The organism is Candidatus Angelobacter sp., from assembly GCA_035607015.1.
Classification (GTDB): Bacteria; Verrucomicrobiota; Verrucomicrobiia; order Limisphaerales; family AV2; genus AV2.
Genome location: DATNDF010000110.1, coordinates 1 through 18,162, shown reverse-complemented (window position 1 = coordinate 18,162; position 18,162 = coordinate 1). Strand labels below are relative to the sequence as shown.

16 protein-coding genes and 2 pseudogenes are annotated in these 18,162 nt (G+C 60.4%); 5 read left to right on the top strand and 13 right to left on the bottom strand.

Features of this window, described 5'->3' with window-relative positions; all coding sequences use genetic code 11:
* The 4 genes from VN887_04635 to VN887_04620 form a co-directional block, all read left to right on the top strand.
* Window positions 1-1,138, top strand: a 1,138-nt coding sequence (locus VN887_04635; protein HXT39292.1) for an N-6 DNA methylase, incomplete at its 5' end; no start/stop codon positions are given.
* Between the two features lie 417 nt (window positions 1,139-1,555).
* The gene (locus VN887_04630; GenBank protein ID HXT39291.1) at window positions 1,556-1,741 is read left to right on the top strand and encodes a hypothetical protein; all 186 of its coding nucleotides are present in this window, start codon (window positions 1,556-1,558) and stop codon (window positions 1,739-1,741) included.
* A complete protein-coding gene (locus VN887_04625) occupies window positions 1,734-2,276 on the top strand; it encodes a hypothetical protein (protein ID HXT39290.1) in 543 nt (180 codons plus the stop codon). The genes VN887_04630 and VN887_04625 overlap by 8 nt, the downstream gene beginning before the upstream one ends.
* 2 nt (window positions 2,277-2,278) lie before the next feature.
* Complete coding sequence (locus VN887_04620) at window positions 2,279-2,746, top strand: hypothetical protein (GenBank protein ID HXT39289.1); 468 nt, start codon at window positions 2,279-2,281, stop codon at window positions 2,744-2,746.
* On the opposite strand, the pseudogene VN887_04615 reads toward VN887_04620, so the two are convergent.
* The 11 genes and pseudogenes from VN887_04615 to VN887_04565 form a co-directional block, all read right to left on the bottom strand.
* Window positions 2,709-2,852: pseudogene (locus VN887_04615) on the bottom strand (type I restriction-modification system subunit M N-terminal domain-containing protein). The gene VN887_04620 and the pseudogene VN887_04615 sit on opposite strands and share 38 nt — an antisense overlap.
* A 2-nt stretch (window positions 2,853-2,854) precedes the next feature.
* Complete coding sequence (locus VN887_04610) at window positions 2,855-3,139, bottom strand: hypothetical protein (GenBank protein ID HXT39288.1); 285 nt, start codon at window positions 3,137-3,139, stop codon at window positions 2,855-2,857.
* Between the two features lie 2 nt (window positions 3,140-3,141).
* Window positions 3,142-3,351: a hypothetical protein gene (locus VN887_04605; protein HXT39287.1), complete on the bottom strand. Its 210-nt coding sequence runs from the start codon at window positions 3,349-3,351 to the stop codon at window positions 3,142-3,144.
* Between the two features lie 57 nt (window positions 3,352-3,408).
* Window positions 3,409-4,857 (bottom strand): phospholipase D-like domain-containing protein, encoded by a 1,449-nt coding sequence (locus VN887_04600; protein ID HXT39286.1) that lies wholly within the window; start codon window positions 4,855-4,857, stop codon window positions 3,409-3,411.
* Between the two features lie 201 nt (window positions 4,858-5,058).
* Window positions 5,059-5,958, bottom strand: coding sequence for an alpha/beta hydrolase (locus VN887_04595; protein HXT39285.1), 900 nt, complete (start codon window positions 5,956-5,958; stop codon window positions 5,059-5,061).
* A gap of 74 nt (window positions 5,959-6,032) precedes the next feature.
* Window positions 6,033-8,252, bottom strand: coding sequence for a DUF4038 domain-containing protein (locus tag VN887_04590; GenBank protein HXT39284.1), 2,220 nt, complete (start codon window positions 8,250-8,252; stop codon window positions 6,033-6,035).
* Window positions 8,253-8,311: 59 nt separating this feature from the next.
* Complete coding sequence (locus VN887_04585; GenBank protein ID HXT39283.1) at window positions 8,312-9,055, bottom strand: DUF1080 domain-containing protein; 744 nt, start codon at window positions 9,053-9,055, stop codon at window positions 8,312-8,314.
* An 83-nt stretch (window positions 9,056-9,138) separates the two neighbouring features.
* Entirely contained in the window at window positions 9,139-10,089 is a 951-nt protein-coding gene (locus VN887_04580) for a DUF1080 domain-containing protein (protein HXT39282.1), read from the bottom strand.
* A gap of 211 nt (window positions 10,090-10,300) precedes the next feature.
* Window positions 10,301-12,571, bottom strand: coding sequence for a serine/threonine protein kinase (locus VN887_04575; GenBank protein ID HXT39281.1), 2,271 nt, complete (start codon window positions 12,569-12,571; stop codon window positions 10,301-10,303).
* 10 nt (window positions 12,572-12,581) lie between these two features.
* Window positions 12,582-12,800, bottom strand: coding sequence for a hypothetical protein (locus tag VN887_04570; protein HXT39280.1), 219 nt, complete (start codon window positions 12,798-12,800; stop codon window positions 12,582-12,584).
* 4 nt (window positions 12,801-12,804) lie between these two features.
* Window positions 12,805-13,374, bottom strand: a complete 570-nt coding sequence (locus tag VN887_04565) for an isoprenylcysteine carboxylmethyltransferase family protein (protein ID HXT39279.1) — start codon at window positions 13,372-13,374, stop codon at window positions 12,805-12,807.
* 418 nt (window positions 13,375-13,792) lie between these two features.
* Between VN887_04565 and VN887_04560 the strand changes: the two genes are divergently transcribed.
* Window positions 13,793-15,838 (top strand): hypothetical protein, encoded by a 2,046-nt coding sequence (locus VN887_04560; GenBank protein ID HXT39278.1) that lies wholly within the window; start codon window positions 13,793-13,795, stop codon window positions 15,836-15,838.
* Window positions 15,839-16,309: 471 nt separating this feature from the next.
* On the opposite strand, the pseudogene VN887_04555 reads toward VN887_04560, so the two are convergent.
* Both VN887_04555 and VN887_04550 read right to left on the bottom strand, forming a co-directional pair.
* A pseudogene (locus VN887_04555) lies at window positions 16,310-16,840 on the bottom strand (glycine dehydrogenase (aminomethyl-transferring)).
* A 153-nt stretch (window positions 16,841-16,993) separates the two neighbouring features.
* The coding region (locus tag VN887_04550) for a glycine dehydrogenase (aminomethyl-transferring) (GenBank protein ID HXT39277.1) at window positions 16,994-18,162 on the bottom strand (1,169 nt) is incomplete at its 5' end.

Below are 18,162 nucleotides of genomic sequence, written 5' to 3'. Positions count from 1 at the left end.
TGGCTCGCTGCTCTTCCTCCAGCACATGCTCTCGAAGATGCGCGCGCCGAAAGACGGCGGCAGCCGCATCGCCATCGTCTTCAACGGCTCGCCGCTCTTCACCGGCGACGCGGGGAGCGGTGAGAGCAGCATCCGGCAGTGGATCATCGAGAACGATTGGCTGGAGGCCATCGTGGCGCTGCCGGATCAGCTCTTCTACAACACCGGGATCTCCACCTACCTCTGGGTGCTGACCAACCGCAAAGAGAAGCCCCGCAAGGCCAAGGTGCAGCTCATCGATGCCCGCCCGTTCTGGGTGCAGATGGAGAAAAGCCTTGGCAACAAACGCCGCCGAATTGGCGACCCCTCTGACAAGGAGAAAGACCCCGACCACATCGGCGAACTCACCAAAATCTTCGGCAACTTCCGCGACGGCCAGACGCGCACCTTCACCGAGGAAGACCCCGTCACCCACCAGCCCGTCCAGCGCCAGCGCGTCGTCAGCAAGATTTTCGACAACGAAGACTTCGGCTATCACAAGATCACCGTCGAGCGCCCGCTCCGGCTGAACTTCCAGGCCAGCGCCGAACGCCTCGCCCGCCTCGACGACGAGAGCGGCTTCAAGAACCTCGCCACCAGCGCGAAGAAAGACCCCGCCGTCCGCCAGCAGGAAATCGAGGCCGGCCAGCAGCGGCAGGAACAAATCCGCGAACTGCTCCGCGCCTTCGGCCAGGCGACCAAGGGAAAGCTCTTCAAAGACCGCAAAGCCTTCCTCACCGAACTGCGCACCCTCGACCGCGAGCGCGACGTGCGCCTGAACGCCCCGGAACTCAAGGCCGTGCTCGCCGCCATCGGCGAGCGCGACGACACCGCCGAAATCTGCCGCGACCGCGACGGCCAGCCCGAGCCCGACGCCGACCTGCGCGACACCGAGACCGTGCCGCTCAAGGAAAGCATCGAGGCCTACTTCAAACGCGAGGTGCTGCCCCACGTGCCCGATGCGTGGATTGACACCACGAAGACCAAGGTCGGCTACGAAATCCCGCTCAACCGCCACTTCTACCGCTACGAGCCGCCGCGCCCGCTGGAAGTCATCGAGACCGACATCAAGCGCCTCGAAGACGACATCATGAAAATGCTCAAGGAGGTCACAGCGTGAAAGAGCTTCGAGTTGAAACGCGGTTTCCACTCGTGCCTTTGAAGCATGTAGTGAATCCGACGAGGCCCATCACTTACGGAATCGTTCAGTGTGGCCCGGACTTCCCTGGCGGCGTGCCATACATCCGTCCCGCGGATATGGAGGACGAAGAGGGCATCACCGAGCCGGATAGTCTCCTTCGGACAGACCCTGAAATTGCGTTCAGCTATCGCCGCTCCACCGTCCGGCCAAAAGACATTGTGCTCTCCATCGGCCCGAGTTTCGGAAAGGTGATGATCGTTCCGACCGACCTCGACGGGGCGAACCTCACCCAAGGCACGGCACGCGTTGCACCAAACGCAGACCACGATTCACGATTCATTTTCTGGTCGCTACGATCCTCGTTCTGCAAACAGCAGTGGGAGGCGCGTGTCTCCGGTGCAACTTCCACCCCTCCCCGAACAAGCCGCGATCGCCGCGTATCTGGACTTGGAGACGGCGAAGCTGGACGCGCTGCTGGGGAAGGTGGAGGAGGCGGTGGAGCGGTTGCAGGAATACCGCACCGCCCTCATCACCGCCGCCGTCACCGGCAAGATTGACGTGAGAAAGCAACCCCATGCCTGAGCACAGCTACACCGCGCAGCAAGCCCTCGACTTGCTGATGAAGAAGCTCTCGGCTCGGGACGAAACACTCGCTGCACAAGTGCAGGCCGCGCTCGATGCTGGCAAAGACGTGCCGGAAACCGAACCCGCGACTGACCGGCGAAAAAAACCGCGGGTTTACCGGAAGACAGTCCCGTTTACCCACGAAGAGGCGCTGCAAATTGCGCTCGACGCTCTGCAAGCCTACTTCGTCGAACAACCGTTATTTGTGACATCCGCTGCGGACAGCTTCGGCAAGGCGGCCATCGGCGTGCCGCAACACAATCTTCCGAATTGGGCGCATAGTTCCGCCGCATCCGCAAGCGAACCAGAGCCGCTGTCGCTCGAAGGAGAAAACGAGGAAAAGCCGGTTGAGATTGAGATGCAGACCGAGACTCAGCTTTCCAGAACCGGCGAAGAGACGATACCACTCAAGCGCATGTCGAAAGAGCTGATTGACGTGCAGCGTCATCACGTCGCTGACCTCCGCAAACTCATGAACTTCTCGGATGACTAAAGATGGCTACGCTTCAAGACCTAGAAAACGCCATTGATACGCTGTTGAACCATCCGCTCGGCATCGGACAATATCAGTTGGTCCGCCGCGCAGAGGAAAAGGCATATGAAGCGTATGTCTTCGGTCTTTGCCTGCGGGCCGCGCGTGAACTCGGCGTCACGCCTGTCTTGCGCGGCATCACCGGTGCGCCGACTCCGTTCGTGTTTCGAGGTGCTCCGGGCCAGATTCACTCGCGCGGCAGAAACTACGGCTACGCTCAGTTCACCCTCAATGGACAGGAGTTTGAGATTCATGCAGGTGTTGAGTTCAGGGGAACAAGTGGGATGACGCACGAACTTGATGTTTGCATCATGCGTGGGTCTGACGCGAGGGCTTGTCGAAATCCGCAATCGCTGGATGACCCGCTCGCGGCCAGTCTTGTTGGGGGTTGGGAGGTGCGAGGATGCAGTCGAAGCGACGCAGCACAGTGAGCGGCAGGATGACCTTGCGGTATTCATTCCGCTTGTAAGGGCCGCGGAGCAGATTGCAAATGCTCCAGATGAAGCTGGCAATTTGGGAATGGGTTTCAGCGGGCATGGCTAATTGAGTTGACAGTGCAGCGTCATTGTTTGCCCCCTGCCGTTCTTGTGCATTTGCAGCGCAGTCGGGAACGGGTCGTTCAAATCCATCTGCACTTCGTGCTCGGGCGCGACGCGCTTGAAGCCCGCATACATGAGGCACATCAGGTGCAGGCCGGAAAACTTCCGGTCGGGCAGCGAGCGAAGTTCGTGTCTTTGGTCAGGCGACTCGTAGCCTGCTCTGTTTTGCCCGGGCAGATCGGCAAACACCAGCCGGGGAAGATGGCTGCGCTGGATGCGGGGCATGGCTAGTTTCCGTAAAAGCCGTGGGTAAGAGCGGATTTCAATTTTTCGACTTCGGCGGGGTCGTCGGATTCAACCATGCGTTGAGCAAGCGCGGACAGTTCTTTCCCGGCAAGCTGGCGTGTGCGCGCGAGTTCCACCGCAAATTGGATGACGCGCGATTGCTCGGCCGGAGGCAGGTGCTTGATTTCTTCAATCACTCCATTCGCTGTCATGCCGAAACGGTACCGGAAAAGCAGCAGCGCGCAAACAAAAAGCCCGGCGCGCCGACGTTACAAATACGGCGTGAAGAGACGCGCTACACCGTCGCGCAATCGCACAGGCAGCGAGCGGCCGTCCACTTCTTCGAGCGTGACCGGTTTCGCCCCACGCAATTTGTTTTGCACGATCGCGTCCATCTCGGCTGCGAAATCGCGTCCGTAACATTCCACGTTCAACTCGAAATTGAGCCGGAGACTGCGCGGGTCCCAGTTGGCCGACCCCAGGAACACCCAGTGATTGTCCACGATCATCAGTTTGGAGTGGTCGAACGGCGGGGGCGTCAGCCAGATGCGGCAGCCGCGTTCGAGCACCTGCCACCACATCGCGCGTGACGCCCACCGCACATAGGGCAGGTTGCTCACGCGGGGCAAAATAATATCCACCTGCACGCCGCGCAGGACGGCCAGGTTCAGCGCCGTGATGAGCGATTGGTCGGGCAAAAAGTAGGGCGTGAGAATCCGCACGGAGGATTGAGCGCAAGACAACGCGCCGAGCAACGTCCAGCGCAACTTGTCGAGGTCCACCTCCGGCCCGTCGGTGATAACCCGCGCGATCACCTTGCCGCACTCCTTTAATGCCGGGAACCACGCGTCGCCCGCGAGGACTTCTTTGGTGCAGAACGCCCAGTCATCGGCGAAGGCTTCCTGCAACTGCGTCACCACGGGACCTTCGACTTTGAAGTGCAGGTCCTGCACGGGCCGGCGCGGTTTGGCCGCCAGAACGTTGCCCGCGCGGATGTTGATGCCGCCGGTGAACCCGATCCGGCCATCGGCCACGAGAAGTTTCCGGTGGTTGTGGAGATTTATGGTCGTCAGCCGCCACGGAGCGAGCGTCGGGAGAAATCGCGCGACCGGCACGCCCGCCCGTTTCAGTTTGCCGACAATGGAAGGCCAGGAATAACGCGCGCCCGCATCGTCAATCAGCACACGCACCTGCACGCCACGCTTCACGGCCCGGCCCAACGCTTCGGCGAATTGGTTCCCGCTAGGGTCATTGTCAAAGATGTAGGTCGCCAGCGAAACGGAGATGGTGGCTTCCTCGATGGCGGCGAGCATCGCGGGAAAAGCCTGGTCGCCGTTCACGAGTGCTTGAATGTGGTTGCCGGCAACCGACGGTCGCGTGGCGACGCGGTCCACCACGCGCGCCAGCATCCGCAAATGCTCCGCTTCGAGGCGATGCGGTTCGCCCATGTCACGGGGAATCGGCCTCGGACTTGCATCGCTGCCTGCCCGGCCCATCCGCAACGAGAGGGCGCGGCGTCGGATGCGATTCACGCCCAGCGCCAGGTAAAGCAGCGGCCCGAGGACCGGCAGCAGCCAGATGAACCCGAGCCACAGCGCAGCCGCGCGCGAATCGCGTTTGTTGAGCACGGCGTGGATCGAGGCGAACAGTGACGCGAGAAAGCCGAAGACAGCTACGATGTGAGGCCAAAATTCCGCGAGATGATCGAGCCAGTTCATCGTTGCACGGCTTTTATGCGCGATGAGCGATGGGGCGCAAGATTCAACCGGAGGAACGCGATTGTCGTCACCCGGGATATCCCTGGTTTCGCGGATCGCGCGGCGTGGCAGCGCTACTTGTCGCGCCCGTCCTCAGCACCGGCGCAAGGCAACGCAAAAATTCGGTTCGCGCGAACTTGTGTGATTCGGGTTGTCCGTGGTTCACTTCGCAATCAAATCATATTTTTTCAACATCTCCGTGAGGAGGGTGTTGAATTCGGCCGGTTTCTCCAGCATGAGCCAGTGGCCCACGCCGTCGATCGTGCGATAGTCCGTCTTCGGTGAGAGCGAGCGGACGTATTCCTTGTAATCATCGTTCCACATCGGGTTGGGCGCATTGATGACCAGCACGGGCACAGTTGCCTTTTTCACGTCCCAGTCCGGCTGGTCCGCGCCGAACATTCCTTCCATGGCGCCGACCATCACGTATTGCGGCGTGGCGAGCAATTCGGAGATGACGCGGTCGCGCAACGCCTCGGTTCCGGGGACCGGAAACAGCATGGCCATGCCTTGCCTCGTATTCTCGCGATATTCCGGCGCACGGAATGGCGCGACGAATTGTTGGGCTTGCTCCGGTTTCATCGCCGGCCGGTGGAGGAATCCGTCCACCGCCACGAGGGCGGCGACCTTTTCCGGCGCCCGCTTGTAAACGCGGCAGATGACTGGCGCGCCCATGCTGTGGCCAACAAGCGCGGCTTTGTCCACATGCGCGTCGCGCATCACGGCCAGCACCGCGCCGGCAAAAAAGTCCATGGTGTAATTGGTGTGCGGCTTGTCGCTTTGGCCGTGGCCGGGCAGGTCAACGAGGATGAGCCGAGCGCGCCCCGCGAGCGCCGGCACCTGCTCGCGCCAGAAACCAAGATTTCCGGACCAGCAGTGGACCAGCACGAGGGTGTGATCGCCTTTGCCGGTCGTGACGTAATGGACCTTGTTCGTGCCGAAGGAGGCGAAGTGAGACTGGCCGAGTGAAGTCGGAGCGGGTGATTTGACCGGCTCCTGAGCGTTCGCGCAGGCGAACGACCAGGGCAGGGCAACGGATGCAAGGAGCAAGGTTTTGTTCATAGGTTGATTATCAATCCGGTCGGATTTGCTTGTCAGGTGGCGTGCCGGCGTTGTCGCAGTGATCCGGTGAAGAATCAGGGCTTCAACAACCGAAAATAACGTTCAGTCCGGCTCAAGAGCACCAAGGTTTCAAACTGGCTGTTGTTGGTTCCCACGAGTTCAGTGGCCGGCAGCCAGTTCGCCGCGCTGAAACTGTCCGCGGACTGGAGAATAAATCCCGCGGACGAGGAGGGCCAGGAAATGGCAACGGTGTTTGAGGAGGTCAGGAAAGCGCGCAACACGGGCGCGTCGGGAGGGAGCGCCGGTTTGAAGGCTGCCAACTGCATCAGCCACGCGCCGGAACTCAATGTGGCCGATGCGTTGTAGGCGCCTACCGCCGCCGACACCTTGTCTGCGACGATGTCCGCATCCGGCAGGGTGATCACCCGTTGGGTGAATCCGCTTCCCGGGGCGGTGAAGGTTGTCGCCGTCATCCCCGCGGCAAAAAGAAGATCATTGGTGGAGGTGGTGTTCAGCGACCCGCTGTCCGCGCTCGCGCCGATGCCGGCGGCGGACGACCCCGCGTCAACGACGTTTGTCCGGCGCAGGCCGGAGTATTCAGTCACGCGGAGGTCAATAAAAGCGGCGGGCCGGTCAAACGCCACCGTGACTGCGTTGGTGCCGCCCGGGATGTTGACGGCAAAATAAACGGCCTGACTCATTCCATCGCCCCGGAAAAGCGGGACGGCGCCCTGGTAAACATTCCCGGCGGAATCGCTGACGGCGTTGATGAAGGCGTTCGTGTCGTTCCAGCCGATGGCGAGAATGTTGGCATTGCCGGCGGTTTGCGCGTTGGGATAAAGGACTGAAACCTGTGTTTGCGGCGTTTGCGGCGTGGCGTAATTCTGCTGGACGAATTTCGGCTGGGGCGGCGGTGGCGGGGGGTCGGGCGGAGGATTTGTTTCCAGCACCAGCACCCATCCTCCGTCGCCGTCGGTGTTGTTGCCGGGCGGCGTGAAGTCACGGGTGCCGCTGTTGGCGAACGGCGACCCGCTGATCGGCACAAAAGTGCCGCTGCTCGGATCGAACCAGCGCGTTGTCGCGGCTGCGCCCGATCTTGACATGTCCACGGTGAACTGGCGGACGACCGGTGTGTAGATAACGATGAGACTCCCATCGGGCGTGCGCGCAGCGGTCAGATAGTCGTTATCGGACACGTGCCCGGTGCTGGCAAACGTGCCGTAGCCCGAGGTGACAATCGTGTGATTGGTGTCCGGGACCAACAGATGCCAGGCCCGGGCTTCGAAAAATTGTTTCAGGTAACCAATCTGGGTCGCGCCGGGCGTGTCGAGGTTGCCCTGCCATCCGCTCTTGAACGGCCAGGTGTAACCGTTGCCATACATCTGGCCACATGCGCCGCTGGTCATGGTCCAGTATTCCTGCTTGCGAAGTATCGGCGCCGTGGTGACCGGCCCTTGCAGGTTCTCAAACTCGTAATTGGCTTCGACCAGGAACGTGGGGAGCGGGTTGGGACGATTGTAGTCCTGCAACAGGCGCGCGTAGGTGGGGAAATAGGTGTAGGTGGCGTTCAGGCCGAGGACCGAATTCCAATTCGTGTCGTCCAGAGAACTGCTCACAAGATAATCCAGTTCGGTGGTGTGAAGGTGGCGGGTGTCGTTGTCACGGATGCCGAGCGCGACCGCGAGGACCACGGCATCGTCGCCGGCAGTGCGCCAGCTCTGAAAATCATTTCCGCTCATCCAGATGATGTTGGGAAAGCTCTGGTAACGGTTGCCGAGGAATTGCCCGTAGGCGCGGCATTTGTTCGTGCCGTTGTCGCGCATTACCGAAAGGAAACTGCCGGTTTCAGCGGGATCGAGCAGCACTTGAATCCCGTGCCGGGCCGCCAGATTGAGGATGCGGTCCACGCGCGCGAAGTAGGCCTCGTTGGTCATTGTCAGGTCGTAGGAGGTTTTGGACGGGATCGTGCCGGTGAACGGCACAATTCCGTCGAACGTGCTGGCGTTCGTTCGTCCTCCCGTGTAGTTGGCGCACAGCAGATTGATCCAGACGCTGTTGAACCCGTGCGCGCTGCGGTCCGCGAAAAAGGCGTCGGCCTCGGCTTCTGAGATATTGACGATCAACGCCTGGGGCGAATCGCCGATGAGCAGAAACGGCGTGTTGTTTTGATCCACGAGACACCGCCCGCCGGGTCCGGGCTTCACGGGATAAACCGGCGCGCCGGCAGCGGACGCGAGATGAGCGAACAGACCGGCGGCGAGCGGAATTACGAGCGCCTGTTTGAGAACATTCATGCGCCTCGCTGACCGGTCATCTGATCGGGATCATGATTCGGTGCGTTGTGTCCGGCGGGTCACGGCAACTCGCGGATCCGGATCTCCCTGAAATCGACCGGCGCACCTTCGGACTCCAGGCAAAGATAGCCGGTTGGCGGACGAACCTTGGTGCCCCCGGACACCTCTTCGCCATTCACCCACAGGCGGACCTCGCCATTGATGGCGCGCACGTAATAGTGGTTCCACTCGCCGACACCCTTGCTGAGATTCTTCCGCGGAAAACTCCGCCGGCCATCCGGTGACACGGGAGGAAACGGCTGCATGGTGGTGGACCCGGTCGGGAACACGTCTCCGTTCGTCGTGAACCAGTCGGCCTTTTTCCCGGACTGCTTCTCGTATTGTTCCGTATAACCGTGATCGAGCACCTGCACCTCGATGCCGGTTGGCAGCCGACCATTTCCCTTTTCCAACGCGGCGATTGACTCGGGAGTGGCCCAGAGAAAAATCCCCGAGTTGCCGCCGGATTGCAAATGACGCCATTGGGCGACCAGTTCGAAATTGGTGTGGATTTTTTTCGTGCGGATCACTCCGATGGGCCTGCCGGTGCAATGGACAAACCCGTTTGTCCAGGTCCACGTGTTGGTGGCGCAGTTGACGTTCACGAAGTCTTCCTCACCCATCACGCGCCAGCCGGGCGCAGTACCGTCGATGACCGCTTTGGGCAGTGCCGGGGATTCCTGCGCCTGCAAGTAGGCAACGGAAAAGAGGCAGCCCACCGCGATCGCGCGAGCGCAACGGGCCGGAACGAGGTTCATGTTCATGAAAGGCCGAAGTTAAACATGAAGCGGGACGCCTGCGGCCAGTTTGTCGGGTTCATCGAGCGGCGCGATGTTGTCGTGAACGATCACATCGGTACGACCCAGACATTCCGGTAAAACACGGGGTTGCCGTGGCCTTGAAGCTGGAGCGGACCCCCGTTCGCATCCTCTTTCTTTCCGCCGGGCGTCGGTCCCTTCAATTCGAGGTTCTCGTGAATGGTCACGCCGTTGTGCTTGATGGTGACCACCGCGCCCTTCGTTTTGCGGCCGGTTTCATCGAATTTCGCGGTGGTAAAATCGATGTCGTACGTCTGCCACGTGAGTGGAGGGAGGCACATGTTCACGGACGGCGCTGTTTGCGAGTAGATGCCGCCGCATTCGTTGTCCTCGCCCTTGAGCCCGAAGGAATCGAGCACCTGGAGTTCATAACGGTCCTGCAGATAAACGCCGCTGTTGCCGCGCTCCTGGCCGCGCGCAAGCGGTTTGAAGGGGAGAAGGAATTCGAGATGTGCCGTGAAATTGGTGAAGCTTTGCCTGCTCTTGCAACCGGCCGCCAGCAAATGACGTTCATCCTCATGCCCGCCGACCCACGCGCCGGCGCTGGTCCCGTCAAACAGCACAACCGCGCCTGTCGGAGGTTTCGCGTCCAGTGTCGGGCTCTTGCGTTCCACTTTCTCCATCGTGTAGGGGCCGCCGCTGTCGGCCGTGATGGTGATCTTCCCGTGGGCGAGTTCGGCGCGGTAATTGTTCGCGCCGGTGAAGACGATCTTGTCGCCAGCGCGTTTGCCGGGTGTCTCCTGCTTGAACTCCTTGTCCCAGCCTGCGCCGGGCAGACCACCCCGATAAGTCACCATTTGAAAATTGCCGTCGCCGAGCGCGATGATCTGCGCGCCGCCCCAATCATTTTTGTATTCTCCCTGGTCAGCGTAGTCCTGACCGGCCCGTGCGGGATCGAGGAAGGTCTCGTCCTTCGCCTTGTTGTCCGCGGCATGAGTTGCTGTCACGAACGCCAGAGAAAGCATTACGAACCATTTCATAAAAGTCGATTGGTTGGGTTTAGGGGACAGGGTCGCGCTTTTGTTTCTTCAACGCAAGCCTGCAGACTCCATCGCTCAGGGAGGTTTTTTGTGGACGTTCGCGTTCCTTTTGCCTTCGCATCAAAGGCGAATAGCCGGAAGACCAAAGTTGCCGTGGTCCGTCTCACGTCGGAGCCGCCGGCGCAACCCCATATCGAGCCGGAGCAGCCGGTTATTTTATCCTGCTGTCGAAATTGACCTTCACTGTGGCGTCAATGGGTGACGAAATATCCTGACCGGTGGACGGTAATCTTTGGGATTCCCGGCTTTGGTACGCGGCCCACCATTCGGCGCGCGCGTCTGTTCCCCACGCGGACGCCCCGGGGCTGCGTATCAACCGGGAGCTCAATTCGACGGCGGATTGAGGCCTCCGCTGGGGCTCTTTTTCGAGGCATTGAAGGATGATGGTTTCCATCTCTTCGCTGATCGGATTTGTGGTTCGGCGACGTGGCGGCGGCGGGGGTTCGTCGAGGTGTTTGTCGTAAAGTTCGCGGAGGGATTCAGCCGGAAAAACATGTTCACCGGTCAACAGATAGTAACCGAGTGCGCCAACGGAATAGAGGTCGCTGCGCGGATCGCTGCGAGCGGAGTCCCTGATCGCCTCCGGTGGCATGAATGCGGGAGTGCCTTCGACGCCGTTGCCTCCGACAAGCCGCGGGACATCGCGCTCGCCGGTCCGGTATTCACGGACCAGGCCGAAATCGAGCACCTTGACGCAGTCAGGCACACCGCCCCGGTTGCAAAGAAACACGTTCGCCGGTTTGATATCGCGATGCACCAGGCCGAGGGCGTGAGCCTCGGACAACGCATCGCAAATTTGCGTGAGGATGTGCACGACCCGGCTCTCGGGCTGGGGGCCGAATTGCGCAACCAGTTGATGCAGGTTCAGGCCGATGAGGAATTCCATCGCGTAATAAAAAATGCCCTCGGGCGTGTGGCCGTAGTCATACACCTGGATCGTGTTGGGATGCGTGAGCCGGCAGGTGAGGCAGACTTCGCGCTCGAAGCGGCGGATCGAATCCGGGTCCGCGCGGTCGGGCAGCAGAAGCTTGACGGCGGTGTCCCGGCGCATCAGCGCGTGGCGCGCCCGGTAAACGATTCCCATGCCACCCTCGCCGATCTTTTCCTCCAGCGTGTATTGGCCGAGCTGCTTCAACTTGAGTTCCGCCTCGCTCAATCTCCGGCGCCAGATGACGTTCAGATAGGAAAACAGGAACATGCCGATGGCGGAAAGCAGCAGGAGCAGGAACAGAATCAGGAACAGCAGTTGAAGCACGCGCAGCGGCTGGTAGGCCTCGTCGGCGTCAATTTGAGTGGCTACGCCGAATCCGAGTTGTGGCAGCCATTGCCACGCCCCGACGACGGAAACGCCGCGGTAATCGCGCGAAGGCGTTACGTCCACTCCGGTCGCACCCGCCAACGCGTTGGCGACGATGCGCGTCAGCGGGCGAGTTGCCGAGGCCGGGTCTTCCGGGACAATCTTTTGCGGCGAATCTCTGCCCGGATCGCTGAGACGGAGGTTGAGGGCGGAACTGGCGGCGGCACGGTCCTCGATCAGGCCCAGTTTCTTCAATTGCTCATCAAACCGGCTTCGTGAAACCAGGAGTCCATGCTGGTCGAACGCGTAGGTTTCTCCGGACTTTCCCGACCGTGCGACGGACAGAATCCGCGTAAACTCGGCGTCCGGGTTGATGACCAGCGCCAGCGCGCCAAGAATCACACCCGTATTGTCGCGCACGGGGGCCGCCACCTGCATCAGCGTGACGTCGCCGCGCCGGAATCGAGGCAGCTGTAATGGTTGCGGACGCGCTCCCTCCGGAGGAGGGGCGGTGTCCTTTCCGCGCGAGGGAGCGGCGTTGTCGAATGATCCGCGGGGTTCACCGGCCCGCACCCGGCGCGCTCCGCCGCGAGGGCCCAGGTCCGCCGGACGTTTGGGCTTGAACGGCGTGATGACAACCGGCTGGCCGGAGGCAAACAGCTCGGAAAACTTGGCGAGGTGTTCGTCGTACACCGGAAACATCGCGCGGAACCGGCCCCGCATGGGTCCGGCCACCACGAGATAATTTGTGCTGACCAGGTGCGCGATTTCGTACCCGGTTTTGTTCAGACGCGGCCGGAGGTAACTGCCCAACTCCTCGATCTCCCGCAGTTCCGACAGTTTGTTCGTATCACCGCCGGCCCGCTCCAACACATCGAAAATGCGCGCGGCCAGCGTTCGCACCCGCGGTTCTTCCGCCAGCGTCGTGGCCAGTCTTTCCTGGTTGGTCGTCCAGATCTCCAGCGCCGTCACGTTCGCGGCCAGCGTCGTGGCGAGGTCATCCTTCAACTCGGCTTCGATCGTCTGACGCAGACGGGCATGGCCCCACCAGCCAAAGACAGCCACCAATCCGGCGACCACCAACGGGACAATCCAGATGGGCGGCCTGGATGAACGATTGATCATGCTTCTCTCGTCACAGTGAAGGAGACGCGCCCGGCGCGTCGAGGGTTTCCTTTTTGTTCAGCCCGCGTAGCCCGGCTTCGGCGAAAACCTGCGCCACGCGGTAATTGAACGATCGTAGCTCGTGATGCGCGACATTTACGACGGGGGCCTGGTCAAGCCCCGATGAACACAGATGAACGCGGATGCGGATCGAAGGCCAGCGCCCAACTTTCAGCCCTTCAATCGGCAAGGATTCAAAGGATGAATGGCACAAGGGCGTTCACCTGCTTTTGATAGGCTGGATATTCATCAGGGAAATGCCGGACCATGAGCCGCTCCTCCTGCTTGAGCTTGATCCAAAATCCGATGAACACGACCGCCAACCCGAGCCAGACGCGCAGGCAGCCAATGTCGATTGCCGTGCCCAAGCTCATCACGAGCAGGCCGGTGTAGATGGGATGACGCGCGAAGCGATACGGCCCCGTGTTTACCAGTTCATGGCCCCGCTTGAGCGTCACGTCACTGCTCCAGTTTCCAGCGAGCGTCCAGCGCGCCCAGATCGTCACGAACAATCCAGGCACACAAATCATTGCGCCGAAGATTTGTGTCAAATCCGTGCGCGGGGTCAACGGGGTGTTGAACGGATGCGGCAGATGCTGATACGCCATCAGAAACCAGCCGGACCCCACGGGAATCCGATGCGCCAATGCCGACAACAAACTCTGCCGCTCGGCGATCGCTTTGACGCGGAGCGCGCTGATGAACCAGTAAGCGACGAAAACAATCCAGCAGCCGAGCGTGATCGAATCCGAGGCTTTTGACATGGCAGTCTCGCGGAGACTTGATCCATCCGGTTGAAAACTCAAGCCCGACGGATGCGAATATCAATACAGACCTTCCCCAACATGGCAAAAGTAATCCTGCCAACCGAAGATCGCGACGCCAGGCAAGCGGGCGCGAGTGGAGTCCAATCGGAGGGGTTGGCGTTTGTGGCCGTGCGCCAGCTCTCTCTGTCCCGGGGCTGAACTGGCTGACGGAAATCCAACTGGAGCTCTGATTGAATCGTGGAGACCCAGAGAAATGCTCAACTCAGAACTCTTTGAATTTCACCGGAAGTCAAACCAGGTTATTTCCGCGACCCTGAAAACCAGTGTCACGACCATTCCAACTGGTTAGTAGTATTACATCTTGTATTTTGCCCTGGGCTTGGCACTATCATGACCAACCCAGCGATTCTAAAGGATGCTAACAAAGGTAATCACGCTGATCATTCCGCTCTGTCTGTCCATTGTGACCTCGCTCTCTGCTGGCACAATCAGCATCGATCCCACCAGCGGCACTGCCGGATTGGCGGGCGGACTGACCGAGGGATACGAATTCGCAGTCACGAATGCCGACGGCATCGTCGTGGATGGACTGGGATTCTGGGATGATCAATCCGATGGCTTCTTCCTGGGCCAGACTTTTCCCGTCGGCTTGTGGGAAACGAACGGGACATTGCTGTGCAGCACCGTCATCACCTCCACCTCGACCTTGACGTCGTCCGCGCATTCCGGGGGAGGCTGGCGGGTCAACACCGTGACGCCGATTTTTTTGGCGCCCGGCCTTTACCGGTTGGGCGGTCTGTTGCCGGACGTTGGTGCGAATGCCACCATCGGGGATCCGGCTACCTTCCAAATTGCTCCCGGAATCAATCTGGTGCGCTTTCTCCGTCACATTGATGGGACCACTTTGACGATGCCGGACATTGGGCCGCCCTATCCCGAAGCGATCTTCCTGGCGCCGGCCTTTACCTTTACGTCCGGACCTTTGGTGACACCGACCAACCCTGCCACCTTTTTCTCTTTCACCAGTTCGCCCACCAGTTGGATAGGAGGCGGGCAAACGGTGAACTTCACGAATGTCTCCGCCAGTCGCACGTTCAATCTTGGCGCTTATACGGATTCGGTGCATTTCAGTGCAGGCGGATATGAGCTGGTCATTGTCGGGCCGGGGATGACTCTGGCCCAGGTTGGCTATTATCCCGACGCTACGCGCTGGCCCTTCATGGGCTCCGGACCGGGATTGAATCTCACCGCCCCCGGTCGGGGCAACAACACCCTCTCGGGCTGGTTCAATGTGTTGCAGGCGGACTACCAAACGAACGGTCAGGTGGCAGCCTTCGCCGTGGATTTTGTGCAATACGATGAAACCGTGGTAACCCGGTGGAATCGCGGCAGCGTCCGCTACAACTCCAGCATTCCTGCGCCCGGGTCGCCGCCGCCCATGCTCATGAGCAAGCTCGCCAAGACCAATGGAATCGTCCAATTCACGCTGGCCGGCCCGGCGGACACATCATGCGTCATTCAAACTTCATCCGACCTCGTGACCTGGGTGCCGCTCATGACCAACACCATTTCACCGGTCGGCTTGCTCGCCATCTCCGAATCCAACACCGTGGGTCAACCGTCCCGGTTCTACCGCGCCGTATCCGACTCTGGCGGCGGTGGAGGTGGCGGTAACACCAACAATGACGACTTCGCCAATCGTTTTCAGATTCCATCCGCCGGTGGAACTGTGACGGGATCGAATGCCAACGCCACAAAAGAGTCTGGTGAACCGAATCATGGCGACGCTCCCGGCGGCAAATCCGTGTGGTGGACCTGGACCGCCCTGGCCGGCGGCCTCGTTTCAGTCAGTCTGGATGGCAGTTCCTTTGATACGACCCTTGGAGTTTACCAGGGCACTGCGGTCAACAGTCTGACTTCCATCGCGCAGGATGACGAAGGCGGCGCGGGGTCTTGCAGCCGGGTCATCTTCAATGCCACCGTCGGTACTACCTACCAGATTGCCGTGGATGGGTACTTGGGCGACAGCGGCACTATCAATTTGACAGTCAAGCCGGGCCTCCTCAACGACAACTTTGCCGATAGCCTGCAACTGGTTGGTTCGTTCGATTACGTGGTGGGCAGCAACGTGGGCGCAGATTGGGAATCGGGCGAACCCTATCATTGGCAGACCACGGGCGAACAATCCGTCTGGTGGAAGTGGCAGGCGCCGGCGTCCGGCCTGGTCACCATCAGCACCGCTGGCAGTAACTTTGACACAATCATGGCCGCGTACACGGGTAATTCGGTGGCCAGTCTGTCATTGGTGGCCAACAATGACGATTACAACGGTTTTGCGACAAGCCAGATCAGTTTCTTCGCTACTGCGGGAACGGTGTACCGGATTGCCGTGGATGGTTACGGTCTGGCATCCCAGGCCATGTCATCCGGGAGCATCAACCTGACCTTGCAGCAGCAGTGAATCCGATGACAACGGTGGCGCCCGAAAAGTTTTGAACGACAACGAGGCAAGGGGAACGAGCCGCACGGGCAATGCTGGTAGGGCGGTGCTGCTGCGCCGCCGTCAATTCTTGCGAAGCCAACTTGTCGCGCCGAAGTCTGACGCAGTCGGAAACTGACTTGCCCCGTTGGGGCAAGCCAGTTTGGCTCCGCGATCTTTGCAGATGGCCACCTTTCGTGTCATCCGTGTCTGGCTCTGCGCCTTTGCTGTTTGTCGTCTTTGCGTTGAATTCGAAACGGCGGCGCAGCAGCACCGCCCTACCAGAGCAATGGACTCGCTCGCGCCCGCTCGCTCAGCCCTGCGGGCCTTCGGCTTCGCCGAATTCCTTTCGCGGTTTCCCAAACAGCTCAAGTCTGTGAATCCTGTTAATCCTGTCTGAACTTTGGCCCGTGCGGCTCGCACCTCTGCGCCTCCGCGTCTCTGCGGTTCAATTCAGGCAGAATAATTCTCCATCCCCACGCAGGAGCAGACCGGATTGCGATCACCGAAGACGTTGTCCACGCGGCCCACGTGCGGCCAGAATTTGTAGTCGTGCAGACTCTTGGCCGGGAACGCCGCCGCTTCGCGCGTGTAGGGATGATTCCAATTGTCGCTGGCGATCTGATCCGCCGTGTGCGGGGCGTTCTTGAGCAGATTGTTTTTTGCGTCGGCTGCGCCGGTTTCCACGGCGGTCATTTCCGCGTGGATGGAAATCATCGCGTCGCAGAAACGGTCGAGTTAGTATTTGGATTCGCTTTCGGTGGGTTCGACCATGAGCGTGCCGGCGACGGGCCACGAGAGCGTCGGCGCGTGAAAGCCGTAATCCATCAGCCGCTTCGCCACGTCCTCGGCGGTGGTGGCCTTGAACGCACGCAGGTCGAGGATGCATTCGTGCGCGACGAGGCCGTTGCTGCGATAGAGCGTCGGGAAATGTTTCTCGAGCCGCTTGGAAATGTAATTCGCGTTGAGGATGGCGAACTTCGTGAACGGGTTCATGGGTTAAACTTCAAAATGCTTTCGGCTCAATTCCCTTCGCCCACATAACCCCCGGCGGGGAAATGGAGCGTCTGGCAAGAATCGTTTCAGTTTGAGACGATCGGGATGCGCTATCCTTCGTCATCAGCGGCCATCAGCGTTTCAACTCGTGTAGTTTTCCATTCCGACGCATGAACATACGGGATTGCGATCACCAAAGACATTATCCACGCGCCCGACGTGCGGCCAGAATTTGTAGTCGTGCAGGCTCTTCGCCGGGAACGCCGCTGCTTCGCGCGTGTAGGGACGATTCCAATTGTCGCTGGCGATCTGGTCGGCGGTGTGCGGCGCGTTCTTCAATAAATTATTTTTTGCGTCGGCAGAACCGTTTTCCACTGCGGTCATTTCGGCGTGGATGGAAATCATCGCGTCGCAGAAACGGTCGAGTTCGTATTTCGATTCGCTTTCGGTCGGTTCGACCATGAGCGTGCCAGCGACGGGCCACGAGAGCGTCGGCGCGTGAAAGCCGTAATCCATCAGCCGCTTCGCCACGTCCTCGGCGGTCGTGCCCTTGAACGCGCGCAGGTCGAGGATGCATTCGTGCGCGACGAGGCCGTTGCTGCGATAGAGCGTCGGAAAATGTTTTTCGAGCCGCTTGGAAATGTAATTCGCGTTGAGGATGGCGAACTTCGTCGCTTCGGTCAGTCCGTCCGCGCCCATCATCGCGATATACATCCACGAGATGGTGAGAATGCTCGCGCTGCCCCACGGCGCGGCGGAAACCGCCCCGATGGGGTTTTCGCCGCCGAGATTGATGACGTTATGGCCGGGCAGAAATTCCACGAGATGTTCGGCCACGCCAATCGGTCCGACGCCCGGTCCGCCTCCGCCGTGCGGAATGCAAAACGTCTTGTGCAGATTCAAATGGCAGACGTCCGCGCCGATGAAGCCGGGGCTGGTGAGGCCGACTTGCGCGTTCATGTTCGCGCCGTCCATGTAAACCTGGCCGCCGTTGGCGTGGATGATTTCGCAAATCTCCTTGATGCTGTCCTCGAACACGCCGTGCGTGGACGGATAGGTGATCATCAGGCAGGAGAGATCGGCCTTGTGCGCCTCGGCTTTGGCGCGCAGGTCGGCGACGTCAATGTTGCCATTCGTGTCGCACGCGACGGCGACGACTTTCATCCCGGCCATGACGGCGCTGGCGGGGTTCGTGCCGTGCGCGGAGGTGGGAATCAAACAGACGTTTCGATGCGAGTCACCGCGCGATTCGTGATACGCGCGGATGACAAGCAGTCCGGCGTATTCGCCCTGCGAACCGGCGTTGGGTT